This is a genomic window from Streptococcus mitis (assembly GCF_003944325.1).
Taxonomy (GTDB): domain Bacteria; phylum Bacillota; class Bacilli; order Lactobacillales; family Streptococcaceae; genus Streptococcus; species Streptococcus mitis_CW.
Map to the genome: position 1 here is coordinate 17,289 of NZ_RJPX01000020.1, position 26,435 is coordinate 43,723.

The 26,435-nt window shown below is 40.0% G+C and carries 24 protein-coding genes; 4 read left to right on the plus strand and 20 right to left on the minus strand.

Annotated features, from left to right (window positions below; translation table 11 throughout):
* Positions 1 to 160: 160 nt before the first annotated feature.
* From D8787_RS06805 to D8787_RS06815, 3 genes are all read left to right on the plus strand, one after another.
* Positions 161 to 2,419: an ATP-dependent Clp protease ATP-binding subunit gene (locus tag D8787_RS06805; protein ID WP_125422073.1), complete on the plus strand. Its 2,259-nt coding sequence runs from the start codon at positions 161 to 163 to the stop codon at positions 2,417 to 2,419.
* A 128-nt stretch (positions 2,420 to 2,547) separates the two neighbouring features.
* The gene (locus D8787_RS06810; RefSeq protein WP_000013079.1) at positions 2,548 to 3,000 is read left to right on the plus strand and encodes an NUDIX hydrolase; all 453 of its coding nucleotides are present in this window, start codon (positions 2,548 to 2,550) and stop codon (positions 2,998 to 3,000) included.
* A 209-nt stretch (positions 3,001 to 3,209) separates the two neighbouring features.
* Positions 3,210 to 3,509: a DUF1827 family protein gene (locus D8787_RS06815; RefSeq protein WP_125422076.1), complete on the plus strand. Its 300-nt coding sequence runs from the start codon at positions 3,210 to 3,212 to the stop codon at positions 3,507 to 3,509.
* Between the two features lie 175 nt (positions 3,510 to 3,684).
* On the opposite strand, the gene ezrA is transcribed toward D8787_RS06815, so the two are convergent.
* The 7 genes from ezrA to D8787_RS06850 all read right to left on the minus strand — a co-directional run bounded on the left by ezrA (position 3,685) and on the right by D8787_RS06850 (position 13,507).
* Positions 3,685 to 5,412: a septation ring formation regulator EzrA gene (ezrA, locus tag D8787_RS06820; protein WP_125422079.1), complete on the minus strand. Its 1,728-nt coding sequence runs from the start codon at positions 5,410 to 5,412 to the stop codon at positions 3,685 to 3,687.
* A gap of 81 nt (positions 5,413 to 5,493) precedes the next feature.
* Positions 5,494 to 7,440, minus strand: coding sequence for a DNA topoisomerase (ATP-hydrolyzing) subunit B (gene gyrB, locus D8787_RS06825; protein ID WP_125422082.1), 1,947 nt, complete (start codon positions 7,438 to 7,440; stop codon positions 5,494 to 5,496).
* Positions 7,441 to 7,454: 14 nt separating this feature from the next.
* Entirely contained in the window at positions 7,455 to 8,018 is a 564-nt protein-coding gene (locus D8787_RS06830; RefSeq protein ID WP_042901576.1) for an HAD family hydrolase, read from the minus strand.
* Positions 8,019 to 8,103: 85 nt separating this feature from the next.
* Positions 8,104 to 8,658 (minus strand): DJ-1 family glyoxalase III, encoded by a 555-nt coding sequence (locus D8787_RS06835; protein WP_125422085.1) that lies wholly within the window; start codon positions 8,656 to 8,658, stop codon positions 8,104 to 8,106.
* A gap of 10 nt (positions 8,659 to 8,668) precedes the next feature.
* Positions 8,669 to 9,892 carry an FtsW/RodA/SpoVE family cell cycle protein gene (locus tag D8787_RS06840; RefSeq protein WP_125422088.1) on the minus strand — a complete coding sequence of 408 codons (1,224 nt, stop codon included), beginning with the start codon at positions 9,890 to 9,892 and terminating at the stop codon, positions 8,669 to 8,671.
* A gap of 36 nt (positions 9,893 to 9,928) precedes the next feature.
* Positions 9,929 to 12,379, minus strand: a complete 2,451-nt coding sequence (locus D8787_RS06845; protein WP_125422091.1) for a bifunctional DnaQ family exonuclease/ATP-dependent helicase — start codon at positions 12,377 to 12,379, stop codon at positions 9,929 to 9,931.
* Between the two features lie 198 nt (positions 12,380 to 12,577).
* Positions 12,578 to 13,507 (minus strand): peptidase U32 family protein, encoded by a 930-nt coding sequence (locus D8787_RS06850; RefSeq protein ID WP_125422094.1) that lies wholly within the window; start codon positions 13,505 to 13,507, stop codon positions 12,578 to 12,580.
* 138 nt (positions 13,508 to 13,645) lie between these two features.
* On the opposite strand from D8787_RS06850, the gene D8787_RS06855 reads away from it, so the two are divergent.
* Positions 13,646 to 13,933 carry a DUF3270 domain-containing protein gene (locus D8787_RS06855; RefSeq protein WP_125422097.1) on the plus strand — a complete coding sequence of 96 codons (288 nt, stop codon included), beginning with the start codon at positions 13,646 to 13,648 and terminating at the stop codon, positions 13,931 to 13,933.
* 33 nt (positions 13,934 to 13,966) lie between these two features.
* Here the strand turns inward: D8787_RS06855 and ciaH are convergent, their stop codons facing one another.
* The 13 genes from ciaH to D8787_RS06925 form a co-directional block, all read right to left on the minus strand.
* Positions 13,967 to 15,301 (minus strand): two-component system sensor histidine kinase CiaH, encoded by a 1,335-nt coding sequence (gene ciaH / locus D8787_RS06860; RefSeq protein WP_125422100.1) that lies wholly within the window; start codon positions 15,299 to 15,301, stop codon positions 13,967 to 13,969.
* Positions 15,291 to 15,965: a two-component system response regulator CiaR gene (gene ciaR, locus D8787_RS06865; protein WP_125422103.1), complete on the minus strand. Its 675-nt coding sequence runs from the start codon at positions 15,963 to 15,965 to the stop codon at positions 15,291 to 15,293. The genes ciaH and ciaR overlap by 11 nt, the downstream gene beginning before the upstream one ends.
* A gap of 212 nt (positions 15,966 to 16,177) precedes the next feature.
* Entirely contained in the window at positions 16,178 to 18,724 is a 2,547-nt protein-coding gene (locus tag D8787_RS06875; RefSeq protein ID WP_125422106.1) for a M1 family metallopeptidase, read from the minus strand.
* A gap of 121 nt (positions 18,725 to 18,845) precedes the next feature.
* The gene (locus D8787_RS06880; RefSeq protein ID WP_125422109.1) at positions 18,846 to 19,286 is read right to left on the minus strand and encodes an ASCH domain-containing protein; all 441 of its coding nucleotides are present in this window, start codon (positions 19,284 to 19,286) and stop codon (positions 18,846 to 18,848) included.
* Positions 19,283 to 20,131 carry a putative PEP-binding protein gene (locus tag D8787_RS06885; RefSeq protein WP_125422112.1) on the minus strand — a complete coding sequence of 283 codons (849 nt, stop codon included), beginning with the start codon at positions 20,129 to 20,131 and terminating at the stop codon, positions 19,283 to 19,285. Before D8787_RS06885 ends, D8787_RS06880 begins: the two co-directional genes overlap by 4 nt.
* Positions 20,109 to 20,609, minus strand: coding sequence for an NUDIX hydrolase (locus D8787_RS06890; protein ID WP_125422115.1), 501 nt, complete (start codon positions 20,607 to 20,609; stop codon positions 20,109 to 20,111). The genes D8787_RS06885 and D8787_RS06890 overlap by 23 nt, the downstream gene beginning before the upstream one ends.
* A gap of 10 nt (positions 20,610 to 20,619) precedes the next feature.
* Entirely contained in the window at positions 20,620 to 21,318 is a 699-nt protein-coding gene (locus D8787_RS06895; protein ID WP_125422118.1) for a 3-oxoacyl-ACP reductase, read from the minus strand.
* A complete protein-coding gene (locus D8787_RS06900) occupies positions 21,311 to 21,547 on the minus strand; it encodes a DUF2829 domain-containing protein (protein ID WP_102210724.1) in 237 nt (78 codons plus the stop codon). The genes D8787_RS06895 and D8787_RS06900 overlap by 8 nt, the downstream gene beginning before the upstream one ends.
* Positions 21,548 to 21,643: 96 nt before the next feature.
* Entirely contained in the window at positions 21,644 to 22,570 is a 927-nt protein-coding gene (locus D8787_RS06905; RefSeq protein WP_125422121.1) for an aldo/keto reductase, read from the minus strand.
* Between the two features lie 74 nt (positions 22,571 to 22,644).
* Entirely contained in the window at positions 22,645 to 23,460 is an 816-nt protein-coding gene (locus D8787_RS06910) for a hypothetical protein (RefSeq protein ID WP_125422124.1), read from the minus strand.
* A 3-nt stretch (positions 23,461 to 23,463) separates the two neighbouring features.
* The gene (locus tag D8787_RS06915; RefSeq protein WP_000665422.1) at positions 23,464 to 23,784 is read right to left on the minus strand and encodes a PadR family transcriptional regulator; all 321 of its coding nucleotides are present in this window, start codon (positions 23,782 to 23,784) and stop codon (positions 23,464 to 23,466) included.
* A gap of 131 nt (positions 23,785 to 23,915) precedes the next feature.
* Positions 23,916 to 25,913 (minus strand): methionine--tRNA ligase, encoded by a 1,998-nt coding sequence (gene metG, locus D8787_RS06920; protein ID WP_125422127.1) that lies wholly within the window; start codon positions 25,911 to 25,913, stop codon positions 23,916 to 23,918.
* Between the two features lie 150 nt (positions 25,914 to 26,063).
* Positions 26,064 to 26,435: group II intron maturase-specific domain-containing protein (locus D8787_RS06925; protein WP_312023282.1), on the minus strand; the 372-nt coding region annotated here is incomplete at its 5' end.

Below are 26,435 nucleotides of genomic sequence, written 5' to 3' on the forward strand. Positions count from 1 at the left end.
TTATAGTCCAAATCCACGAAGATTTTCATTGTAACAACTTCTCAAAGCTGCAATCTTTTTACTTGCTTTACACCCCAATCCTGTTATAATGAGAGTATAGAAATTTGACTATTTTTGACCTTTGAACAGGTCAGGCTAAAGAAAGAAATGAGGTAGATGTATGCTTTGTCAAAACTGTAAAATTAACGACTCAACAATTCATCTTTACACCAATCTCAATGGAAAACAAAAACAAATTGACCTCTGTCAAAACTGCTACAAGATTATCAAGACTGATCCTAACAACAGTCTCTTTAAAGGAATGACGGATCTAAATAATCGTGACTTCGATCCCTTTGGTGATTTCTTCAATGACCTAAACAATTTCAGACCGTCCAACAATACTCCTCCTATTCCCCCAACCCAATCAGGTGGAGGTTACGGTGGAAACGGCGGTTATGGTTCCCAAAANCGTGGATCTGCTCAAACTCCACCCCCAAGCCAAGAAAAAGGCCTGCTAGAAGAATTCGGTATCAATGTAACAGAGATTGCTCGTCGTGGCGATATAGACCCCGTTATTGGACGCGATGATGAAATTATCCGTGTCATTGAGATTCTCAATCGCAGAACCAAGAATAATCCTGTTCTTATCGGCGAGCCAGGTGTCGGAAAAACGGCCGTTGTCGAAGGTCTAGCTCAGAAAATCGTTGATGGTGATGTTCCACATAAACTCCAAGGTAAACAAGTCATCCGTCTGGATGTGGTTAGCCTAGTTCAAGGAACGGGTATCCGTGGACAATTTGAAGAACGCATGCAAAAACTCATGGAAGAAATTCGCAAACGTGAGGACATCATCCTCTTTATCGATGAAATCCATGAAATTGTCGGTGCTGGTTCTGCAGGCGATGGCAATATGGATGCAGGAAATATCCTCAAGCCAGCCCTTGCTCGTGGGGAACTGCAACTGGTCGGTGCCACTACCCTCAATGAGTACCGTATCATTGAAAAAGATGCTGCCCTAGAGCGTCGTATGCAACCTGTTAAGGTCGATGAACCAACAGTGGAAGAAACAATCACTATCCTCAAAGGGATTCAAAAGAAATACGAAGACTATCACCACGTTCAATATACCGATGCTGCAATTGAAGCAGCTGCAACTCTTTCCAATCGCTACATCCAAGATCGCTTCTTGCCTGACAAGGCCATTGACCTCTTAGATGAAGCGGGCTCTAAGATGAACTTGACCTTGAATTTTGTCGATCCTAAAGTAATTGATCAGCGCTTGATTGAGGCTGAAAATCTCAAATCTCAAGCTACACGAGAGGAAGATTTTGAGAAGGCCGCCTACTTCCGCGATCAGATCGCCAAGTATAAGGAAATGCAAAAGAAAAAGGTCACAGACCAAGATACTCCTATCATCAGTGAGAAAACCATTGAGCACATTATCGAGCAGAAAACCAATATCCCTGTTGGGGATTTGAAAGAGAAAGAACAATCTCAACTCATCCATCTAGCTGAAGACCTCAAGTCTCATGTTATTGGACAGGACGATGCAGTTGATAAAATAGCCAAAGCTATTCGCCGTAATCGTGTCGGACTTGGTACCCCTAACCGCCCAATCGGAAGCTTCCTCTTTGTCGGCCCAACTGGTGTCGGTAAGACAGAACTTTCCAAACAACTGGCCATCGAACTCTTTGGTTCTGCTGACAGCATGATTCGCTTTGACATGAGTGAATACATGGAAAAACACAGTGTTGCGAAATTAGTTGGTGCTCCTCCAGGTTATGTTGGCTACGATGAGGCTGGGCAATTAACTGAAAAAGTCCGTCGCAATCCCTACTCTCTTATTCTCTTGGATGAGGTAGAGAAAGCTCATCCAGATGTCATGCATATGTTCCTACAGGTCTTAGACGATGGTCGTTTGACAGATGGACAAGGACGTACCGTTAGCTTCAAGGATGCCATTATTATCATGACCTCAAATGCAGGGACTGGAAAAGCCGAAGCTAGCGTTGGATTTGGGGCAGCTCGCGAAGGACGTACCAACTCTGTTCTTGGTGAACTCGGTAACTTCTTTAGCCCAGAGTTTATGAACCGTTTTGATGGTATCATTGAGTTCAAAGCTCTCAGCAAGGATAATCTCCTTCATATCGTCGAGCTCATGCTAGCAGATGTTAACAAGCGCCTCTCTAGCAACAATATCCATCTGGATGTAACGGACAAGGTCAAGGAAAAATTAGTTGACCTCGGCTATGATCCAAAAATGGGAGCACGTCCACTTCGTCGTACTATTCAAGACTATATTGAAGACGCAATTACTGACTACTATCTTGAAAATCCAAGTGAAAAAGACCTCAAGGCAGTGATGACCAGCAAGGGCAAGATTCAAATTAAGTCTGCCAAAAAAGCTGAAGTAAAAACTTCTGAAAAAGAAGTATAAATACTATAAAAAAGAGTAGAAAATGAAAATTTTCTGCTCCTTTTTACTAAAATAACTATAAATTCTTGACAGCTCGGCCTTTGTCCATTATGATAATAATAACGATACTAGATAATGAGGAAAATGCAATGGCAAACCCAACTTTCGGAGAAAAAAAAGCAAATACAGACTATGTTGCACGCTATGGAGTGTATGCAGTTATCCCAGACGCTGAACAAAAACAAATTGTTCTTGTTCAAGCGCCTAATGGCGCTTGGTTCTTACCAGGTGGCGAAATTGAAGCAGGTGAAAATCATCAGGAAGCCCTAAAACGTGAATTGATTGAAGAGCTTGGATTCACTGCTGAAATTGGTACCTATTACGGACAAGCTGACGAATATTTCTACTCTCGTCACCGTGACACCTACTACTACAATCCTGCCTACCTCTATGAAGCGACTTCCTTCAAAGAAGTACAAAAACCACTAGAAGACTTTAATCATATTGCCTGGTTCCCTATTGACGAGGCTATTGAAAACCTCAAACGTGGTAGCCATAAATGGGCCATCCAATCTTGGAAAAAACAGCATAAGATTGACTAATACTCTTCGAAAATCTCTTCAAACCACGTCAGCTTCGCCTTGTCGTATATATGTGACTGACTTCGTCAGTCTTATCTACAACCTCAAAACAGTGTTTTGAGCAACCTGCGGCTAACTTCCTAGTTTGCTCTTTGATTTTCATTGAGTATAAATCATGCTACTTTATTCAAAAAGTGCTATAATAGAATTAGAAAATCGGAGGAAATGTTATGAAGCTTATCAATACGACAAACTCACACTCGCAACTTGTAAAAAGCCAGCTAGAAAGTACCGATGCAACCCTTGTTGAGGTCTATTCTGCGGGAAATACAGATGTTATTTTTACCCAAGCTCCGCTTCACTATGAAATCCTCATTTCAAACAAACACCGTGCTATTCGCGAAACTGAAATCGAAGCTATTCAAGAATTTTTCTTGAATCGTAAAATTGATAAGGACTCTATTGATGAGGCCAATATCAAAACCCTCTACTCAGAGAAATTAATTGAAATTTCGATTCCAACCAAATAACATTTTGGAGAGATTAAAAAGTTTTTTGAACCTTATAAGCCAAACATAGGTTCTGATTTACTTTTTAAATCGTCTCCAATTTTTTATCTTAAGATTTTATCATACAAGATTTTATAGACAATTAATAAAAAAGATTTGGTTCTGCTTCTCACAAAACCAAATCTTTTTTATTATGTTAGAAACGAATTGTCTCACGTGTCTTTTCATATGAAGTAACGAAACGGTTGGTTACACCAGGTTCTGCGACTTCCAAAGCTTGCGAAATCTTATCAAATGAAGCATGGTAATCAAATTCTTTTTCAAAGATTTCTAATGAGTCATTAAAGGCTTCCTGAATTCGTTCATCAAATGAGCGGTAACGATTCGAATACTGTAGTAGTTGTTCAGTCAAAGTTGCATATTTAACAATATCATAAGTTTCATCTTCAAGTGCTTCCATATCATTTGTTGTAATCTCAAGCATACGATTTACAACTTCGATATTGACCTGAGCTTCTTCTAGTTCAGCCATTAACTCTTCTGTATGGTTACTTGCTGTAAAGAACAACTGCAAGAAATTCTGAGGAATACCTGGAAGATTGCGTTTTTCCATATATCTCTTAATTGTATGAAGACGATTAACATAAACATTTGCTTTCTGGCGAGCATTGATATCATCTTTTTCAATCTGAGCAAGACGTTGACTAAGTTCAACTTGCTCATCCTCAATTTCTTTCAAAGTTGCTTGTAAGTTTTCCAAACGTTCTTCAAGTAATGAATATGGCTCAAAATATTCCTCTTGTTCAGAAGTTAATGCTAATACAGATTCTTCCAAAGAGTCTAATTCAGATTGCAATCTATGAACATGACTAACATCTATTTCAGAAAGTAGATAATTCTGGCTTAGTCGTTGAATATCATCCACTAAAACAGTATTACTATCTTTCATATGTTGAAGATAAGTAGGAAGTGTTGCTACTAAACTTTCTACCACTTTCTGTGCAGCAATTTCTCGTGTAAAAATATCATAAAGTGCATTAATCTCTTCTTGGATTTGAGTATTTTCGTACTCTGCATTATCCAATTCTAATTGCGCAATATTCTCATGATTTTTCTTGAGAGCTTCATAAAGCAGTTGGAAACGTGCTTCAATATCCGTTTCAGCAAAATGATAATTAGCATCTAAAAGCTTACGGTAACCATCCTCCAAATCTTCTAGCTGATCAGGTAGCTCTTTAGATAATGTTGTTACAACTGCTGGTATACGATCAACAATATGTGTCAAAGCCAAGATATGATTTTCAGCATTATCCAAAATCACAGCAGCTTCTACTGGGTCACCAGACGAGTTTAAAGTTACAAACTGAGAAAACTCTGATTGGATATTTTCCAATTGTTTTTCGATTTCAGACAACCCTTGTCCATATTCTTCAGAATGATCAGCAACTCGGTGTTGTAACTCTTCAAACAAGTCCAAGGTATGCAGAACACGTCCACTATTTTTAGACTCTTGTTTCTCCAAATCTGCTAAAGCATTGCGAATTGCTGCAATATCTTCTTCAATCAAGGTTATTTGACTCTCGATTTGATCAATTTGATGACTCGCTTTGAAAAAACGGAATGAGTTATTGTAGCCTTCTGCCTCGAAAAGATTATTTTCAATATCGGCAAAAGAATTAAGAGATAAATCAACCCATTTTTGATTCCATTCACGGAAAGTCACTTGACTTTGTCCAATCAAGTGCATATTTTTTACAGCTTCAACTTCATCATTAACTGGCAGATTGTACAGCTCTTCTTTTTTCTCTTCTAAAATTGCTAATTTACTTTCATTGCGCTTCCTTACATAGATTGCGATAGCATAGGCAATGACCAATAAAACTGCAACTGCAATTATTAAATAAATTACTAGTCTAGCAGACATATTAAACTCCTTTTTTACTTGAAACAATCGTAATGATTATATCATATTTTTTAGACCAAGGGAACTACTTCTCCCGATTTTTTAGACATCAAGTGTACTATAGACAGCATTTTCTTCAATAAACTCACGACGAGGTTCTACTCGATCCCCCATCAACATATCAAAGATTTTATCTGCTTCTGCAGCATCATCCACAGATACTCTAGCCATTAAGCGGTGTTCAGGATCCATGGTTGTTTCCCACAATTGGTGGTCATCCATTTCACCAAGACCTTTATAACGCTGAATAGTTGGTTTGGTACGTCCCTCACTATAGCGGACTAAGGCTTCTTGGAGTTTGATTTCTTGATCTGCACCCGGCTGGATATATTCTTTAATCTCACTTCCAACCTTGACACCATAGATTGGTGGTTGGGCAATATAAACATAACCAGCTTCTAGGATTGGTTTCATATAACGATAAATCAAGGTCAAAAGAAGGGTACGAATGTGGGCTCCATCGACATCGGCATCGGTCATCAAAACGAGTTTTTGGTAACGGGCTTTCGAAACATCAAATTCTGCTCCAAATCCTGTTCCCATCGCTGTAAAAAGACTTCGAATTTCTTCGTTGGCAAGAATTTTATCCATGCTTGCTTTTTCAACGTTCAAAATCTTACCACGAATTGGAAGAATTGCCTGAAATTCACGGTTACGACCTGATTTGGCTGACCCTCCAGCTGAATCTCCTTCGACGATGAAAAGTTCTGTTTCCGCAGGATTGTTAGAAGAACAGTCTGCTAGTTTTCCTGGAAGATTGGAAATTTCCAAACCAGATTTTTTACGAGTGACTTCACGCGCACGCTTGGCAGCTACACGAGCTTTGGCAGCCAAAATCCCTTTTTCCACAATACGTTTAGCAATCTGTGGATTTTCCATGAGGAAATCAGAAAAGGCATCACTGAAGAGGCGATTGGTAATCTTGACCACTTCACTATTTCCCAATTTGGTCTTGGTTTGTCCTTCAAACTGCGGATTTGGGTGTTTAACTGAGATAACTGCAGTCAGTCCTTCACGGACATCTTCTCCTGTCAGATTGTCTTCATTATCTTTGAGCAACTTATTTTTACGAGCATAATCATTGATAACACGAGTCAGTGCTGTACGGAAACCTTGCTCATGCGTTCCACCTTCATGGGTATGAATATTGTTGGCGAAACTCATGACATTTTCATGATAACCCGTTGTGTACTGCATGGCTACTTCAACTGTGATATCATCCATCTCACCGTCTGTGTAGATTGGTGTATCAAAGATCACATCCTTATTCTCATTGATATATTCAACGTAACTAGCAATCCCACCTTCATAGTGGTAATGCTTGGTTTGTTCCAAACCTTGGCGCTTATCTGTGATGGAGATTTGAAGACCGCGATTTAGAAAGGCCAATTCTTGAATCCGTTTATTTAATTTATCAAAATCAAAAGTTGTTGTTTCAGTGAAGATTTCTGGGTCCGGTATAAAATGAACCGTTGTTCCAGTTCTATCTGTGTCTCCAACTACTTCAAGATCTGCAACAACATGACCACGACGGTATTCTTGGTAATGAATTTTACCGTTTTTGTGGACATGAACGTCTAATTGAGTGGAAAGGGCGTTAACTACTGACGACCCCACTCCGTGAAGACCACCTGAGACCTTATAGCCACCACCGCCGAATTTTCCTCCAGCATGAAGGACAGTAAAGACAGTCTCAACGGCAGGTCGACCTGTTTTTTCCTGAATATCGACTGGGATACCACGCCCATCATCGACAACAGTGATCGAATTATCTGGCTCAATGAAGACTTGAATATGGTTGGCAAATCCTGCCAAGGCCTCGTCGATTGAGTTATCAACAATTTCCCAGACTAGATGGTGAAGACCTTCTTTTGAGGTTGATCCGATATACATCCCTGGACGCATACGTACAGCCTCTAAGCCCTCTAAAACTTGAATTTGACTGGCATCATAATCCTGTGCCTGCAGATTTTTGATTTCTTCTGTCATCTTTTTCCTTTTTCTTACATGTCTAATACTTGTCTTAAATTCACGATACTGGTAAACAAGTGAGTAGCTAGTCCTGCAGCTTGACCTGCTTCGATATCAATGGGACGATCACCAATAACAAGACCAGAGCTAATCTGATACTTTTCTCTTAAATAAATCATGGACTCAGGATCTGGTTTTCTCTTAAAGCCTGAGTTAGAAGTCACCACTTCTGTAAAATAAGCTGCTATAGAAGTTTTTTCTAAAATTTCCAAGACCTGATCATTTCGATGAGAAACCAAAAAATGACGCCCACCTTGACTTGAAATGTCTTCCAATAAATCAGAAACTCCATCAAATAAAATCGGGTGTTCAAGCTCTCTGGATTCATTTTCCTTGTACTTTTCTAAAAAATGCTCTAAGTTGGGAGCGAATGTCTCAATCGCAAAATCAGTAGAAACCTTTAAAGCCTGATAGACACTATCATGATCTTGTGTGATACCATACAGCACTAATGTTTCAACAAATGCGGCTGTTGAAGTTTCATAATTATCCAGTAAAGTTCCACCTAAATCCCAGATGTAATCGTGATATTTCATAGCTTTCATTATACCATTTTTTCCTTAAAAAAGCGATGATTTCCTAGATTTTTCCAAGTAAAAAAACGAGAGAGTGACTCCCGTTTTACTGATTTTCACCAAAGACATCTCGATAGAGCATTCCTGCTCGTAAACTCTCTGCGTCTCCTCCTAATTGCTCCACCAACTCGTAGGCAAAGGCAAGGGCTGTTGAGGGACCTCGACTGGTTATCAATTGACCATCTACCACTACTGTTTTCTTGACGTAGTGACCATCAAGGATTTGCTCTTGAACACCGTCATAACAAGTGTATTCCTTGTTTTTCAATACACCTGCTTGATTGAGGGCAATTGGCGCCGCACAAATGGCTGCCAGTTTCTTCCCTTCTTGCTCGAAATTTTGCAATTCTTGAATTAAAGCCTGATTTTCACGCAAATGTGCAGAACCAGGCATCCCTCCAGGAAGGACAATCATGTCATAGTCTGATAAATCACCATCAAATACACGATCTGCTCTGACTTGGATTGCGTGCGAACCTGTTACTTGCTCCTCAAATCCTACCATATCACAAGTGATACTTGCTCGACGCAAGACATCTACAACTGTCAAAGCTTCAATTTCTTCAAAGCCCTGAGCTAACATTACTGCTACTTTAACCATGATTTTCTCCTTATTTGATTCGTTTTAATACAACCTTTTTCCGTTTGAATGGGACTTTTCCACTCTTTTCTTCAGCTAGATTAGTCTGGTAACTCATCGATAAAAGCAAGCCAACACCAATCAGATTACTAATAATAGCTGATCCTCCTTGTGAAATGAAAGGCAGAGGAATCCCAGTCAAAGGAAGCAAGCCCGTCACAGCACCGATATTTTCAAAGATGTGGAAGAGCAACATCATAATCAAACCAGTGGAAATATAGGTGTAGAACTGGTTATTTGATTTGAGAGTAATCTTCAACATACGGTAAATGAGCATGAGATAGAGAGCAATGACAAGGACTGAGCCAATGAAGCCAAAATCTTCTGCGATAACCGTGAAAATCATATCCGACTCGCGAACTGGAATAAGTAGATTCGAAGCATTAAATCCCTGACCAAATAGGCCACCACTGCCAATAGCAATTTGTCCTTGAGCCTGCTGGTAAGTGGTTGTTTGGGCAAAGTCAAAAGGATTGAGCCAAGCCAAGATACGATTGATTTGGTAAGTCGGCATTCCTAATTGATGAAGAAAAGCCCTTCCGTCCTTGCTGATAAAAATAGCTAAGAAGCCAGCAATACCTGTTACCGCAGTCACAAATACTGGGATAATAATTTTCCAAGAAACTCCTGATAACAAGACGATTCCTGAGAAAATGGCTACAAAAACCAAAGCCGTCCCCAAGTCACTTTGAAGTGCCAAAAGAACTAGGACTGGAATGGTAAAGAGAATCATCCAGAAAATCAATAAGAAGTCCAGCGGAACTGTGCGTCTCCATTCCTTATGTTTTTTGGTAAACTGGACAATGACACGAGCCAACATGAGGATATAGGATATCTTCATAAATTCTGACGGCTGGAACAAAGTAATACCATTTATCGATACCCAGTTTTTGGCACCTGTGGATGCAACTAAGCTTGGATTATAAAAAACAATCGGCAATACCATAAGTCCCAAGCCTAAAATATATAGAAAGGGGGTCACCTTCCAAAGAAATTCTGTATTAAAGAGCATGACGATAAAACCAATCACAAGCCCCAAGGCAATCCAGGCGACCTGCTGCCCTAAAATGGGCAGAATATTGTTTGGATAATCATGACTAACAGCTATATAGATAGCCACCACGCCAATAACCAGTAGAAAAAATACTGGTAATAGCAAACTATAATCGACTCTAGAGTCGAGAGAACGTTTCATATACACTAACCTTATACTTTCATACAATACTATTTATCAAAGTTCATTTAAAAATCTATCAATAGCCTCATTAACTTCAGATTGAGCGATCGTTGTAACGCTCGCTTCTTTTGCTAGAGAAGTCACTATTTGCTTGCCGTATCGCTTTCCGACAATTCTCTTATCCAAAATAAGAGTTAAGGAACGTTGGTGTTCGCGTCTCATACTTCTTCCCAAAGCCTGCTTTAAACGAATAATGGCCATAGGCAATTGATAATCATAAAAGGCATTTTTCCCTTCTTGATTCAGTTCCTGATTAATCTTTTTAGTTAAGGGCTCTTGGGGATTTTGGAAAGGAAGTCTTGGTACAACTTGAATCACAAAAGGATGACTTGAAAAATCAACTCCCTCCCAGAAACTTGCTGCACCAAGCAGGATTTGTTGTTCACCTTTTTCAAAACGTTTCTTTAGCTGATGGACATCGCCATTTTTATACTGGGCTAAATGACTTACAGGGAGTAAATTTGATACTGCTAGAAGCATGTCTTTAGCAGTAAAGAGAACCAAAATCGGTTGCTGGAAAGCTTGAACTTTCATCAGCAAATCAGCTACCTCCTTGGCATAGACTTCTAAGGAGGTTTCTGTTACTAGAGGAAAATCTTTGATCAAGACCACTTCTTGATCCTGTTTTTTACCAGCTTCAACCTTGACAAATTTGGCTTCAGGATAGCCTAAAAGGTCTGCCAAAGAAACCCTCTGACTAATCTCAAGAGTGGCCGACACTCCCAAGACTTGACATGAATCAGGCACTAAAGAAGATAGAAAAATACGACCTGATTTTGTAGAAGAAATCTGAATTTTCTTCTGACTCGTTTCAGTTGCTTCAAGCCAGTAATCACCTTCAACAGTAAAATAGCGAACCAGTTCCTCAAAGCCTTCTACCTCTAATTCTGAAAAATACTGGCGGAGATTGGCAAAAGAATCCAAGATACTCTTCTTAGATTTTCCAGACTGAAATTGTTCTATCAAGTAAATAAACTCAAAGCGAATACTTTCTAGTATTCGTTGTTGAATCCTGTTTTGTTCTTCTACTAAAGCCTTATCAACTAAAGCAATAATAGACTGGATATCGTAGGTCTCTTGAAGCAGATTTTCTATAGCCAACAAAACTTTTTGGACTTCATCAATAATCAATAAACGGTCGCTGACAAATTCAGGATTATCTTCAAGTCTGGTTACAAGATAGGCATGATTGGTCACTAAAAGCTTACAGGTTTGTGCCCTTTCTTGACTACGTTTCCAGAAATCTTCCGTCACAAATAAGCTTTTAGAAGATAAATTCCCATCATGACGAAGGTCTGTCAGAAAATGTTGGTAACGGTAGAGTTGGCCGATTTCATCCAAATCCCCAGTTTCTGTCTCTGTCAACCAGACCAAGAGTTGCATTTTAAACCGTCTAAATAAGCGATTTTCATCATTTTCCTGCAAGGAACGATAAAAAGCATCCAACTTCAGGTAATTTTGTGGTCCCTTTAAAGAATGAATATCTGTATGGAACACATCTTTAAGACGTTTACCTTCTTCTTCCATGGTTTGATTTTGAAGAATCTTTGTCGGAACGCTAAGGACAATCTGACGATTTTCCACTTGGGACAAAGCGGGTAAGAGATAGCCATAAGTTTTCCCAATCCCAGTTGGCGCTTGAATTAATGATACAGTCTCATCTTTCAATAGCAAGCCAACCTCTTTAGCAAAACTTTCTTGCTCCTCCCTCACTTCAAGGTTCAACAGAGAAATATTTTTAGAAAAATCCTGAGATAATTTTCGCGGCTTCAGAGGAGCTGTAGTTTTCTTGAAATACAGTCCTTGAACTTGAACCAAGTCTGGAGAACTCAGGATAGATTGACTACGATAAATTTCTTCAATAACCAGGTAGGACTCATATAAGAGAGCGTCAGCCATCTCCAGCAAGCGTTCCAAAAGACCTTTAGGAAGCTGAGCCATCTTTTTCCGTAGAAATAAGAGTAATTCTGCTGTAGCTTGAGCATCTGAAAGGGCTGTATGGGCGTGTTTTAGAGAAATTCCTAATTCTCGACACAAAATCGGTAAACTATATTTTTCCAGTTCAGGGAAAAAGACCTGAGCCAATTCGACCGTGTCAACACGAGGACTTCTTAGTTCATAGCCTTCAAAAAATAAATTTTCTGCCAAGAGATTGGCATCAAACTGAACATTATGGGCTACAAAAATCCCATTCTCCACCAAGTCAAAGATTTTTCTTGCAACTTGCGAAAAATCAGGTGCTTGCGCCAGACGTTGGTCTGTCAATCCTGTCAGTTCTTTGATATGAGCATCTAAGGGTTCATGTGGATTGACATCCGTCGTATAGTGATCGACGATTTTCCCATCCTCAATCACAACAATTCCCACTTGAATAATTTTAGCCTTACTACCTGTGCTAGTTGCCTCTAAATCAACCACAACATAGCGATTACCAATCGTTTCCATTATAAAAAATTATACCAAAAAAAGGGCCATTTGGCACCTGCAAACATGGGATAATTTTCAAACTCAAGAAGGGCACTTTACTTAAAAGTCTCAGTAAACAGAGCGTCCTAGCCTACTGATTTTTTGAAAATATTGGAGAATAAGAAAAATTGAGAGAAGAAAGGTTTGCATCTTCCTTCTCTCAACGAATCATTTACTTTATTTAACCATATCAGGATCGTAGTCATAAAATCCTGTATCAAGGAAACGGTTTTTAGGGTGAAGTTTACGAACTTCTTCATCCAGTAAGAAGGCTTGGTCATGGCTAAAGTTGCCCTCTCGAATCAAGCTACGCGCTTGGATAAAGAGTTTTGCAATCTCAACAAAGTTCTGACCAGGTGTATAGAGACCTTCTAATTTCCAGTGAGTAAAACCATGCTCTACCAATTCTGTCAATTTTGTCATCAAATCAAGGTCATTGTTGGCAAAAATGTGGGTTCCATGATTGTCTTCAAAAATGGAATAGTGGCTCTCGGGGTCACTTGGCTCAGCCAAGAAGAGGTCACGCGTACGCGTCTTTTCATCATCGATGTGCGTGAAGTTATAGTAGTTTTGCAAGAGCGGACGTTTAGAATGGTGAATGACACTAGCACCATAAACCAACACTTCAGCAGGAATTTCCAAAATCTCAGGCATCTTGAAGAGCTCAGCAGATGGAATTTCACGCGCCAAAACAGCCTCAGATGCGCCAGCCTTTTGTCCCCAGAAGTTAATCTGACGACTGCTTGTCACCATAGTTGAGGCATCGTAGATAGTCTTAAAGGAATAACCATCGCGATTGACCACATAAAAGACACCTGCATCTCCAATTGTAATGTAGTCTGTCTTGATTTCTTCCAAGAAATCCAGGAAAGGCTTGATACGGTCCATCATATCTTGGTGCATGAGGGCATTGACCGCAACAATCAATTCCTTACCAGCATCATGAACCAGCTTAGCGATTTCACGCAATTGGTCATGACTAAAGGTTGTTGGCAGACGAAGTCCAAAATCTTTCTCACCGACATAGATACGGTCTACGCCAGCTTCGAGCAGTTGTTCAACTTGTTCAATACTTTCAGCAGTTGCTGTAATAATAATCTTTTCCATAAGAAAAATTATACCACAATTCTGGAAAATCAGCTATTCTTTGAAAATGAAAAGGGACTTTATTCTTTTTGTAACCTTTCTGTAATAATTCTCTGCTGAAAAAATGATAAAATAGGTATGTACTGTAAGGAGAGAGACATGCCCGTAAGAAAATTACAATCCTATGAGGTAGACTATCAAGAAGAATTGCACCAGCAGGTTCCTCGCTATCAAGATTATGTACCTGAAGCGCAATCTGATACCAATCTCAAGGAAATCCTATTTTTTATTAATATAGCTATTTTTTGTATCTGTATTGCTATCTTTAGTTTTATCTTTTTAGCATTAAAATTCTCAACTGCTCTTGCATTTGCCGCAGCAATCGGATCCAGCTTACTTGTTTTAAAAATTCAACGATCTATTATCAAACGAAAACGTAGAAGATAAATCCAAAATATCGCTCCAATTGGAGCGATATTTTTATTTTTTCTTTTTAGATGGTGTGTGGATGGCTATTTTCACTTCAAAGATTGTTCCCTTTGGTTTATTATCTTTAACAGTAATGGTTCCTTTTAAAGCATCTACAATTTGCTTGGCTAGGGATAATCCTAAACCAAAGCCACCTTTTTGACGAGTTCTAGCCTTGTCCACTCGATAAAAGCGGTCAAAAATTTTCTTCTTATCTTCTGTCGAAATACCAACTCCGTTATCAGAAACAAGTAAATACAGATTACGGTCAGTAGCTGAAATCACAAAATCAATTTCACCATCTTCTTCAGTATACTTGACAGCATTATCAAATAGGATGGTCATCAGTTGTTTCAAAAGGAGCTGATCTGTGACAATCGTTCGATGGATACGATTTTCAAAACGGAAGACACGGTCATTTTCTGAAGCAATCATCTCATAGTTTGTGAAAGTCGTATTAAAAAAGCTAGTTGGAACTTCTCCAAGTTCAGGCTTAATCCCATCATCTCTACGAGCTAAATTCAACAAATTTGTTGTCAAAAAACGCATATTTCGGACTTCTTCCAAACTAGATGCAATGCTTTCACTCACATCCATAATGGTAGCTTCTGGCTTACGAAAAAGGGTCTCTAAGCGATTTTGCAAAACTGCAAGTGGAGTTCGTAACTCATGACTGGCATTTTCCACAAAGGACTGTTGCTTCTGCATGCTCTCAAGCAGGGGCCTAACACTAACCCTAGCTAGATAGAGACTGGCAAGCAAAGACAAAATCCAGAAACTAGCCATCACAACGACAATCAATTTCTCATGCTTTTGACTGGCCTGCTCCAACTGACTAGTATTAATCAAGACAGCAGCATACTTGATATTGGTTGAAACCGAACTGATATTGGTTTCCATCAATATCATGCGATAGATTTCTTCTTGTCCATAGCTATTAAAAACTTGAATCTGATAGATATGGCCTAGTTCTTTTTTCTCTAATTTAATCTTATCCAATCCCAAAAATCGATTTCCAGAAAGGAGCTGGGTAAAATTCTTATCAAAAAGAATGACTTCTGTGTTGGAACTGACATTGGGTTTCACCTCAGTCTTACTAGTATCTGTAGCCGCATTCTCTAAATCTTTAATCTCTTCTGTTGCCCTATTTACAGCAAGCTGAATAACTGCCTGAGGATTTTCACTCAGTCCATGAAGCTTATCATCCACCGAAGTATAGAGACTCGAATGCATGACTTGTAAAATAATCAGAGTCATGGTAGAGAAAATCAGAGTGAAGACACCAAAGTTGCGGATAAAATAACTAAAGTCATCCGCATACCATGTTTTTTTTAGTTTACTGAACATCTTTTAAAATATACCCAACACTGCGCAAGGTTTGCAAATTCTCTGCAAAAGTGGTTTCTTTTAATTTCTTACGGACTTTTGAAACATAAACTTCTACAACTGAAATCGTTGTGTCACTATCAAATCCCCATAGACGATCAAAAATCTGAGTCTTAGGCAAAATAACATTTTGATTTTGAAGAAAATAAACCAGTAAATCGAACTCTTTCCCCAGCAATTCGACTGGATTATCTTCAACCTTAACGGTATTGGTTGACAAATTAACTACAATATTTCCATAAGTCAAGGTGTTTTCATTAAACTTACCTGAACGTTTGAGAAGGGCTTGAATCCGCATTTTGAGTTCTTCTAGGTAGAAAGGTTTAGTCAGATAATCATCTGCTCCTAGTTCAAAACCATGTCCCTTGTCATCCAAACTTTCCTTGGCAGTCATGATCAAAACTGGTGTCGTAATCCCCTTTTCACGCAATTCTTTCAAGACTTGGAAGCCATTTTTTTCTGGCAACATCAAATCGAGCAAAATCAAGTCATAGACGCCACTTTCAGCTTCGTATAGACCTTCTTCCCCATCAAATACCTGCATGACATCTGCAAAATCGTCTAAAAAGTCAAATACTGAATTTGACAGGCCTAGGTCATCCTCAACCAATAAGATTTTTATCATGAGAAACTCCTCCTTATTAAAACCATTATACCAAATTTGCCTTAAAAAAAACTCAACTCTCTACATTTTATACTCAATGAAAATCAAAGAGCAAACTAGGAAGCTAGCCGCAGGCTGTACTTGAGTACGGTAAGACGACGCTGACGTGGTTTGAATTTGATTTTCGAAGAGTATTACATGAGATAGCTGAGTTTTCTTTTATTTAGTCTTAATTATTTAGTTCCGTATTGAAGAACGACTGCTTCCACTGCAGCTTTTTCACGGTTAATCAAGTCAACACGCGCTGCAATTTCCTTTATTCCCATACCGATGTTACGGCTAAGAGCAAGATCAGAAAGTTGCGGTTCAAAGAATTCCTTGTATTCTACAAAGCGTTGCTGAGTCTTAAATATGTGAGCAGGAAGGATAACAAAACTATCAAAGCTCATATCTCCTCCAAGAGCTGCCTTAATCCAAGCCCAGTTTTCACGCGCCCAAGACCAAGCTGTTTCCTGAGTTGCTTGATGAGATAGGAAATGATTATACCAAGCTGACAAGTCTTGTGGTTTGACCACAAATTTGTCCTTCCAAGAAGCAATCAAGATTTGGATATTGTCCGCATCTGTGCTGTATGCAAGAGCTCCTGCCAACTGACGTTTAAAGACAGCATCTGTTGCGTGAGTATAAGTATCAAGATAAAGTGCTAGCAAGTCTTTGGTCTCATGATGTTTCATCTCATTGATTAGGACTTGGGAACGGATTGCTGCTGGAAGCCCTGTAAGCTGATTCTTGTGAGCTTCGAAGATTTGGCTAGCGATTTGACTAGCTTCTGCATCATTTGAGCGAATCATCATGGAAACAGCCAGCTGACGAACCAATTCATCCTCATCTGATTCCCCATCTTTAGCTTCAAAACCAAGACGGTCATAGTTGTGACGAGCCAATTTAGCAACTAGTGCTTTGAAGGCTGTTTCAGCTTCTGTTCCTTCGTCAATAAAGCGCTCAAGGGCAGAAATCACTTGAGAAACAGCTGAAACCACAAGGTAAGACTCTTCCTTGGCAAGTTTATCAAGGACTGGGAGCAAGTCAGCATAAGAAATGTACCCTGCTTCAGCTAGCAAGCGACGTTCTTGAACGATTTGCAGTTTGCTTGTGTTATCAAGCTCAACTAGGTCAGCAAGAACAGCATCTAGCAAGTCTCCTTGATAGTCTGTAATGTAGTGGGCTGTATTTTCAGTATTGAGACGAAGAGCTCCTTTGTTTTCAGCAAGAAGAGCTGCGTAGCCAGGGATTTCGATACTTTCAGTTTCAAGTGTATCTGGCAAGCCTTTCCAGTTGCTATTGAGTGGTACCACCCAGAGACGGTTCTTGTCTTCGTGCTCACCGATGAAGAATTGTTTTTGTAAAATCTTCAAAACATCATTTTCAACTTTGACAGTAAGAACTGGGTAACCAGGCTGTTCCAACCAAGAATCCATGAAGGCTGCAACATCACGACCTGATGCTTGACCAAGGGCATTCCAAAGGTCACGACCAATGGTGTTGCTGTACTGATGTTTTTCGAAGTAGGCATGCAAACCTTTAGCGAAATCAGCATCTCCTAGCCAACGACGAAGCATGTGCATGAGGCGACTTCCTTTGGCATAGACGATAGCGCCATCAAAGAGCGTATTGATTTCATCTGGGTGTTTGACTTCAACGTGAACAGACTGCACACCATCTGTCGCATCACGTTTCAAGGCAGACGGAACGCCACCTGTTTGAAAATCTTCAAAGATATTCCAGCTTGGCTCGATGGCATCCACACAGACATATTCCATCATGTTGGCAAAACTTTCATTGAGCCAAAGGTCATCCCACCATTTCATAGTCACGAGGTTACCGAACCATTGGTGAGCCAACTCATGTGCCACTACAAGGGCAACTTGTTGACGACTGGCAAATGTAGAGTTCTCATCGACAACCAAGTAAACTTCACGGTAGGTCACAAGACCCCAGTTTTCCATAGCACCTGATGAAAAGTCAGGAAGGGCGATATGGAGAGATTGAGGGATTGGGTACTTGACTCCGTAGTAATCTTCGTAAAACTCGATTGATCGAACGGCAATATCTAGTGAGAAATCAAGATTAGATAGTGGGTGGGCTTTGGTTGAGTAGACACCTACGAGGGTACCGTTTTTAGTTTTAGCCGTTACTCCTTGTAAATCACCCGCAACAAAGGCCAACAAGTAAGAAGACATGCGAGGTGTTGTCTCAAACTTCCAGATACCTGTTTCCTTGCGGTTTTCAACATCGATTTCTGGCATGTTAGACAAGGCCAATTCACCTTCTGCTTGGTCAAAACGTAGAGCGAGATCAAAAGTTGCTTTGGCTTCTGGCTCATCCACGCAAGGGAAGGCTTCGCGCGCAAAATGGCTCTCGAACTGAGTAGACAAGACTTCCTTCTTGACACCATCAACTGTGTAGTATGAAGGGTAAATTCCTGTCATATTGTCTGTGATTTTTCCTGAAAAAGTAATAACCACTTCAACTTGACCAGCCTCAGCCAATTCGATATGAAGGGCTTCATTGTCATGATCAACCGTAAATGGACGATCTTGACCTGCAGCTTCTACAGAAACGATTTCCAAGTCTTTTTGGTGCAGGGAAATACGGTCACTCTGTGCTTGACCAGTAATGGTCACCTTCCCAGAAAAGGTCTTGGTCTCACGACTCAAGTCTAAAAATAAATCATAGTGTTCAGGAACAAATTGCTTAATAAAATGTTCAACTGCTTGCATAATTTTCTCCTATCTAAGTTTAAGAGCTAGAGCTCTTCTTCAAACAAACTTATTATATCATGTTTTGCCTAAGAAAAAAGGATTGGACGGCGATTTCCAAAACTTTCTTCCTTCTATCTGTCTACAGAGGGTAGACCTTGCGAAATTCTTCTAAAACAACCTTGCTTTCAGGTGTAAAAGTCAATCCTGCTTCACCCAAGCAGTCTCTGAAAAAATCCTCATGAACCTGACGCCAATAGGCTAAAGATTTGTCTCCCTCGCCTTCCTTGTAGGCATGGTCAGCAGAAACTTGATGAAAGGGCTGAACAGAAACCTTTGTAATTTCGACAATGCAGACAGCCTGATTTTGACTATCTAAAATGACATCAAAGTTTCCTTCTTGTGGAAGGGGTTCGTCTTCTAATGCGTAGAGGTCGTAGGCAGAAGCAGTTGCTGTCTTTTCTCCTCTTAAAACCAAATCTGCCAAGAGATCAGCATCTACTCCAAAAGCCCAGGCATCTATCTCATCTCCGATAGAAGGGTTGATTTGCTTATAGGCATTCCACATTTCTTGCGGTGTCATGGGTTGCTCCTTTGTAATTTTTTACTTACTTCTTTTACACGTTTGAGGTGGTCTGGATGGTCAATCTCTAAATCAAAAATCTCTGGAATAGAACTATAGTGGATAATACACTTGATCCCCATCAGATTCATTTTTTGTATGAAGGAAGCATTCAAATAACCTGCCACAGCAAAGTCAATCTTTTTCGTCCTTGCTTTATCCTGCATCTGTCTCAGCATATCTAACATAATGGGACTTTCCATATCATGCCATTGACTATTTCTCACAGTCGCAAAAACAAAGGAAGTCAAATCATTCATTCCAACTACAATCTTTGAAATGCCCGTTTCCATTATTCTGTCCAAGTCAAAATAAGCTGACGGCAATTCAATCATTGTGCCGATTTTCCCAGTAAAGCCATACTGACGCAATACTGTAATAGCTTGTTTTAATTGGTCGGCATCATTGACAAAAGGAAAGATAACGGATAGATTGGGATTGTTTTGATAAACTTCTGTAACGACATGTGCTTCAGCCTGAAATTCATCCGGACACGCCAGTAAACGCCTAGTCCCTCTATAACCAAACAAAGGATGGCGTTCATCAAAATACTCTTTAGTCCCCTCTAGACAATTAGCTTCTGTATTCGTTAACTCAGAAAAACGATACCAGATCTCCTCATCTGAGTACAAGGAACAGATAGTATCTAGATAATCTTTTACAAATTGCTGACAACTTGGTAATAGGATGTTTTGATTGAGCTCTCTCAACAAATATTCCCCACGAATCATGCCAACATGATGAAATAGTTGTGGATAAACTTTTTCATCAAGTTTTTCGCCACTAAGGGCAAGTTGGTTTCTCATCATTCACCTTCCAATTCATGTAAGAAGTCTTGTCCAATTCTGGAAATCCTAATAATTCAGACTTAATCTTCAAGACTAATGGCGATGAATTTTCTTCTGTGATTTTTTGAATATCCATCCAAACATATCCCAGTGAATCATTCACACCATCAGAGATAGCTTCAGAAATAGTAACTTGAGGTGCCTCCCCATTCATTTCAACATCATACAAGGCCATGATATGGTGAACCATAAAATTTGTTAACTCTTCCCTGACGAAAACATCGTAGATTCGAGGATTGGAGTAGCTTCTAACAGTAAATCCCGTCTCTTCCAAAACTTCTCTAATCAGCGTTTCCGTAAGTCCTTCACCAAGTTGTTGACTGCCACCGGGTAGATCATACCGATATTGATAAGGGCCTCTCGTTTTTTCAATGCAGAGTAACTTCCCATTTTCAAAGCAAACAGCGTAGACTCCAAAGTGTTTTTTGATTTCCATCCAACTACTCCTACTTTAAGCTCCAGCCACCATCTATTGTCAAGATTTGTCCTTGCATGGCGCTTGCTTTTCCACTTGCTAAGAGAAGGCTAATTTCTGCTACTTCCTCTGGCTCAATCCAGCGCTTGATGGGCGTTTCACTAGCCACCCAGTCCGCCAGCCCACCTGGTTCAAAGTCCGCAGCGGTCATACCCGTCTTGACAGCTCCTGGAGCAATCCCAAAGACCTGAATCCCAGCTTCTGCATAGTCTAGAGCCAACTGCTTGGTGAAGCCAGCCAAGGCATGCTTTGAGGAGGTATAAGCGTGTCCACCTCCACCTGCTAGGCTAGAAGCAATGGAGCACATATTGATAATGATTCCTTTTTTATTCTCCAGCATTTGTGTCAAGTAGTGCCGAGTCAACTCAACAGGAATCACATAGTTAATTTCAAAAATCTCTTGAATTTCCTGCGCTGTCTGTTCCAAAAGCGGTTTGTAATCATCCAAAACTCCAGCAGTATTGCACAAAACATCCACCTGAGAACACCAGTCAAAAATAGGCTCCAAGTCCAAGGTCAAATCTCTCTGTAAAAAGTGGAAATCACCCTGTAAGAGTGGATTTTCACCTTGGTCCACTCCATAAACTTGATAGTCCTTCTCTAAAAAGAGGCGAGCTTGAGCTAATCCGATACCTGAGCTCACTCCTGTAATGAGTACACGCCTAGTCATGCACTTCTACCCAATCCGTCGCCAAAATATCACAAGGTGTCGGGCTCCACATGGAAAAACCTTCTCCTTCTCCAGACACGTTGATTAGGAAATAGGGCGTCACTTCAAGTGCAACCCCGCTTTGTTCGATAGTGTCAAAGAGTTGGACATAGTTTTCAGCCCCTCCCCAACCAGTGCGTACATATTTTTTCTTAGCCTTTAAGCCAGGCAGGATTTCTTCAAAAGTCATGTTATTCTCCTTTGATTCTACATTCTTCATTTAATTATAACAAAAAACCGCTTTGCAACGGCTTTTTGACTGTGATTTATTTACATCTGCTTCTACTTACGGCAAATTATTCCCTGCTGCAAGATAAATTTCATACCATTCTTTTCTTGTTAAGCTAAAGTTTGCCGCTTGGCTAACTTCCCTCAAGTGCTTAGGATTTGTGGTACCTACAACTGCCTGCATTTTTGCTGGATAACGCAATATCCAAGAAATGGCAATAGTTGAAGAGGTTACTCCATATTTAAAAGCTAAACGATCAAGTACTTGATTCAAAGCTTGAAATTTCTCATTTCCAACAAAATTCCCTTTAAAATACCCGAATTGTAAGACAGACCATGCTTGAATGACCACATCGTGTAATTTGCAATATTCAAAAATGCTGCCATCTCGCATGGATGCTTGACTATCTTCCATATTAACATGAAAACCTGATTCGAATCCTGGAGTAAAAGCCGCACTCAATTGTAACTGATTAACAGCTAACGGCTGCTTGACATCTTTTTTAAGCAACTCCATCATCATAGGATTTTGATTAGAAACTCCAAAATTTCGAACCTTACCTTGTTTATAAAGGAGATCAAAGGCTTCTGCTACTTGGTCAGATTCCATCAAAGCATCTGGTCGATGAAGGAGCAAGCTATCTAGATGATCAATCTTCAATCTTTGCAAAATTCCGTCAATTGATTTTATAATATAGTCCTTAGAAAAATCAAAATAGGTAAATTCTTCAATGCGAATGCCACATTTGGACTGAATCCACATCTTTTCTCTTAAATCTGGACGATTTTTTAGGACAAGACCTAACAGTTCTTCACAACGACCACGACCATAAATATCAGCCAAGTCAAAAGCATTGATTCCAACAGACAGTGCTGTTTCTACAAGCTCTTCAACTTCTTTTACAGATTTATCTTCTATTCTCATCATTCCGAGAACAATTTCTGATAATTCTTTGTCATCTTGACCAAGAGTTATGTATCTCATCAAATTTTTCTCCTTAAATTTCTAACATTCTTCCCTTCATTATAACAAAAAACCGCTTTGCAACGGCTTTTTGACTATATTTCACTCCATTTTATCTTCTTAAATCCACGGAACAAGATAAAGATTCCAATAAAGAGGACTGCTAAAGGAATAACTTTTGTAAAGAAAACATTTGAAATTCCCATCCACTCATAGTAACGGAGCAGAGAACCTACAACAAGATGGGCAACAATCATACTGACAAATGGACGAAAGACCGCTTCTTTCCAATTCCAAATACTGATGACTAGAGAAAGCGTAAAGACAAGGAAACTATCCCAGGGAGCAGGAAGATAAAAGGCTCCTTCTTGTATGAAATTTGCCATTCCTACATATCCCAGAACAACTAGAAGAACTATACTCCCAACGACAATATAAGTGCCAATTTTCATCTTAGGAGAATCTTGGACTAAACTCCATCGTAAGATTGTAGCCATAAGCCCAAATCCAATCAGAAAAAGAAGAAGTTGCCCTAAAAATGTGAGCAAATTAACTGTTAAGAGAGGGCCTTTCGAAAAATCACCGAGTAGTTGATAATAACGTAATACCACTAGGACAAGGGTTGGCGTCAACAGTGACTCCTTGATAGAACTGCATGGTGCTTCCTTGAGTATCTCTTTCATTATTTTTTTAGGATTCTTACCTAGATACTCCTCTGCACTCATGCCATCTCGTTCTGCTTCTGAGAAATCTAACATCATCAAATAAATTTGCTCTCTGAGATAGTCCTCATCATAGAGAAATCCAGCAAGATTAAAACTATCCCACAACTCCTCAAAATACTGCTGATTCTCCTCAGAAAACTCATGCAACAAGGCGCTTGTTTCTTCATAATACTTCATTTTCTTCATGGTTTAACCCCCATTCTTAATTCCTTCTACTTTTTGACTCAAATCGTCCCATTGTTGCCAAAAGACTGAGACACGCTCTTCTCCTTCTTTCGTTAACGAAAAATACTTCCGATCTGGACCATCTGGCGACGGACGCATGTCGCCTCTTATCCATTGATTTTTTTCTAACTTTTGCAACAAAGGGTAAATAGTTCCTGGAACGATAGTGTCAAATCCAGCCTCTCTCAAAGTCTGAACCAACTCATAACCATACCGCTCTTTTTGACCAATCATATCCAAGACACAACCCTCAAGCACACCTTTTAATAGTTGAGTTTCCTTCATTCCTTCCCCCTTCTATCTATTTTGTAATACCTACTAGTAGCTTCATCTATAATATACCACTTCCACACTAGTTTGTAAAGCATAATAGTTAAATAAAAAACAGAACTAGCATGAACTAGTCCTGTCTACTTTTACCCAATCACACTGCCGTTTGGTACAGCTGGATCAACTGTGAGAAGGGTTAATTGTCCATCATGTTCAGCTGAGAGGATCATCCCTTGGCTGACATATTTCTTCATCATTTTACGTGGTTTGAGGTTGGCAACGATTTGAACTTTCTTGCCGACCAATTCTTGTTCATTTGGATAGTATTTTGCAATTCCTGAGAGGATTTGACGATCTTCACCATCACCAGCATCCAAGCGGAATTGAAGCAACTTATCTGAACCTTCTACTTTAGACACTTCTTTGACTTCTGCGACACGGATTTCAATCTTGTCAAAGTCTTCAAACTTGATTTCATCCTTGTTTAGTTTGAGTTCGACTTCGTCTGGATTCCATTCTTTTTCAACAGCTGGCTTGTTGCCCTCCATTTGTTCCTTGATATAGGCGATTTCTTCTTCCATATCCAAACGTGGGAAGATTGGTGTTCCTTTGGCAACTACTGTTACACCCTCAGGGAAGTCAGCCAAGCTCAAGTTTTCAAGGCTCGCTACTTCTTCCAAGCCAAGTTGAGTCAAGACTGCACGACTGGTTTCCATCATAAATGGTTCAATCAAGTGGGCTACGACACGAAGGCTAGCTGCCAAGTGGCTCATAACACTTGCTAATTGATTACGGAGAGCTTCATCCTTAGCCAAGACCCATGGAGCTGTCTCGTCGATGTATTTGTTAGTACGAGAAATCAGAGTCCAGACTGCTTCTAAAGCACGTGGGTAATCAACTGCTTCCATGTGTGTATGGTAGTCAGCGATTGATTCGGCAGCTACTTGGGCAAGAGCATGGTCAAATTCTGTCACACCCTCTACATAGTCAGGGATTTTTCCATCAAAATATTTGTTAATCATGGAAATCGTACGGTTAAGGAGGTTCCCAAGATCATTGGCCAATTCGTAGTTGATACGGCCTACATAGTCTTCAGGAGTGAAGGTTCCGTCTGAACCAACTGGAAGGCTACGCATGAGGTAGTAACGAAGTGGGTCAAGCCCATAACGCTCTACCAACATTTCAGGGTAAACGACATTTCCTTTAGACTTAGACATTTTTCCGTCTTTCATGACAAACCAACCATGGGCGATCAAACGATCTGGCAATTTGATATCCAACATCATAAGAAGGATTGGCCAATAGATTGAGTGGAAACGAAGTATGTCTTTCCCCACCATATGGAAGACAGTTCCATTCCAGAACTTGTCAAAGTTACCATGTTCGTCTTGATCATAGCCAAGCGCTGTCGCATAGTTAAGAAGGGCATCAATCCAGACGTAGACAACGTGTTTTGGATTAGATGGTACTGGAACACCCCATGTAAAGGTTGTACGAGAAACAGCCAAGTCTTCCAAACCTGGTTCGATGAAGTTGCGCAGCATTTCATTGAGACGACCATCAGGAGTGATGAACTCAGGATGGGCTTTGAAAAATTCGACCAAACGGTCTTGGTATTTGCTGAGGCGAAGGAAGTAGGATTCTTCAGATACCCATTCCACTTCGTGACCTGATGGAGCGATTCCACCAGTCACATTTCCAGCTTCATCACGGAATACTTCCGCCAGCTGGCTTTCTGTAAAGAATTCCTCATCTGAAACTGAATACCAACCAGAGTATTCACCCAAGTAGATGTCATCTTGAGCCAGCAAGCGTTCAAAGACCTGCGCCACTACTTTTTCATGGTAGTCATCCGTTGTGCGGATAAATTTATCGTATGAGATATCTAGTAATTGCCAGAGTTCTTTGACTCCAACTACCATCCCATCAACATAGGCTTGAGGTGTGATGCCAGCTTCTTCAGCTTTTTGCTGAATCTTTTGACCATGCTCATCAAGACCTGTCAAATAAAAGACATCGTAGCCCATCAGGCGTTTGTAACGGGCTAGGACATCACAGGCGATGGTTGTGTAGGCAGAACCGATATGGAGTTTCCCAGATGGATAGTAAATCGGCGTTGTAATATAAAAATTCTTTTCAGACATAATTTTTCCTTTCCAGGCAAATGAAACCTGTTTTTCTAACACTTCATTATATCACATTTTTAAGGATTTTCGATAGGGAAATCTAATCGAGTAGGGGATAACCTCTAGCCCCTCTCACACCACCGTACGTGCCGTTCGGCATACGGCGGTTCAACTAACTTTTAACGCATGTCGTTCAAGGTAATAATCCAAACACGAAACCAGTCCACGTTTCTCAAGGACTGGTTTTGATATAGCACGTTTAAGTACCGACTTCTGAGCTACTAATTGATAGTGGTCNCCCCAGCCAGATACCTTATCTGCTATCCATTTAGGAACTCCTAACTTAAGCAATCCCCATAATCGTCTAGATTTCTTCTTCCATTGCTTCCAGATAATCACTCGTAGGCGAGTNCGCAAGCGCTCATCTATGCTGGTGACAATACTTTTCATATTTCCCAATGAGAAATAGTTTATCCATCCTCGAATAGACAAATTCAGTTGCTCAATACGTCTTGTTAAGTCTATACTCCATTTCCTCTG

Excerpts from the sequence above, each read along its gene's own strand:
- D8787_RS06810 (WP_000013079.1), top strand. The coding sequence starts at position 2,548 with ATGGCAAACCCAACTTTCGGAGAAAAAAAAGCAAATACAGACTATGTT.
- D8787_RS06815 (WP_125422076.1), top strand. The coding sequence starts at position 3,210 with ATGAAGCTTATCAATACGACAAACTCACACTCGCAACTTGTAAAAAGC.
- ezrA (WP_125422079.1), bottom strand. The coding sequence starts at position 5,412 with ATGTCTGCTAGACTAGTAATTTATTTAATAATTGCAGTTGCAGTTTTA.
- gyrB (WP_125422082.1), bottom strand. The coding sequence starts at position 7,440 with ATGACAGAAGAAATCAAAAATCTGCAGGCACAGGATTATGATGCCAGT.
- D8787_RS06830 (WP_042901576.1), bottom strand. The coding sequence starts at position 8,018 with ATGAAATATCACGATTACATCTGGGATTTAGGTGGAACTTTACTGGAT.
- D8787_RS06835 (WP_125422085.1), bottom strand. The coding sequence starts at position 8,658 with ATGGTTAAAGTAGCAGTAATGTTAGCTCAGGGCTTTGAAGAAATTGAA.
- D8787_RS06840 (WP_125422088.1), bottom strand. The coding sequence starts at position 9,892 with ATGAAACGTTCTCTCGACTCTAGAGTCGATTATAGTTTGCTATTACCA.
- D8787_RS06845 (WP_125422091.1), bottom strand. The coding sequence starts at position 12,379 with ATGGAAACGATTGGTAATCGCTATGTTGTGGTTGATTTAGAGGCAACT.
- D8787_RS06850 (WP_125422094.1), bottom strand. The coding sequence starts at position 13,507 with ATGGAAAAGATTATTATTACAGCAACTGCTGAAAGTATTGAACAAGTT.
- D8787_RS06855 (WP_125422097.1), top strand. The coding sequence starts at position 13,646 with ATGCCCGTAAGAAAATTACAATCCTATGAGGTAGACTATCAAGAAGAA.
- ciaH (WP_125422100.1), bottom strand. The coding sequence starts at position 15,301 with ATGTTCAGTAAACTAAAAAAAACATGGTATGCGGATGACTTTAGTTAT.
- ciaR (WP_125422103.1), bottom strand. The coding sequence starts at position 15,965 with ATGATAAAAATCTTATTGGTTGAGGATGACCTAGGCCTGTCAAATTCA.
- D8787_RS06875 (WP_125422106.1), bottom strand. The coding sequence starts at position 18,724 with ATGCAAGCAGTTGAACATTTTATTAAGCAATTTGTTCCTGAACACTAT.
- D8787_RS06880 (WP_125422109.1), bottom strand. The coding sequence starts at position 19,286 with ATGACACCGCAAGAAATGTGGAATGCCTATAAGCAAATCAACCCTTCT.
- D8787_RS06885 (WP_125422112.1), bottom strand. The coding sequence starts at position 20,131 with ATGAGAAACCAACTTGCCCTTAGTGGCGAAAAACTTGATGAAAAAGTT.
- D8787_RS06890 (WP_125422115.1), bottom strand. The coding sequence starts at position 20,609 with ATGGAAATCAAAAAACACTTTGGAGTCTACGCTGTTTGCTTTGAAAAT.
- D8787_RS06895 (WP_125422118.1), bottom strand. The coding sequence starts at position 21,318 with ATGACTAGGCGTGTACTCATTACAGGAGTGAGCTCAGGTATCGGATTA.
- D8787_RS06900 (WP_102210724.1), bottom strand. The coding sequence starts at position 21,547 with ATGACTTTTGAAGAAATCCTGCCTGGCTTAAAGGCTAAGAAAAAATAT.
- D8787_RS06905 (WP_125422121.1), bottom strand. The coding sequence starts at position 22,570 with ATGAGATACATAACTCTTGGTCAAGATGACAAAGAATTATCAGAAATT.
- D8787_RS06910 (WP_125422124.1), bottom strand. The coding sequence starts at position 23,460 with ATGAAGAAAATGAAGTATTATGAAGAAACAAGCGCCTTGTTGCATGAG.
- D8787_RS06915 (WP_000665422.1), bottom strand. The coding sequence starts at position 23,784 with ATGAAGGAAACTCAACTATTAAAAGGTGTGCTTGAGGGTTGTGTCTTG.
- metG (WP_125422127.1), bottom strand. The coding sequence starts at position 25,913 with ATGTCTGAAAAGAATTTTTATATTACAACGCCGATTTACTATCCATCT.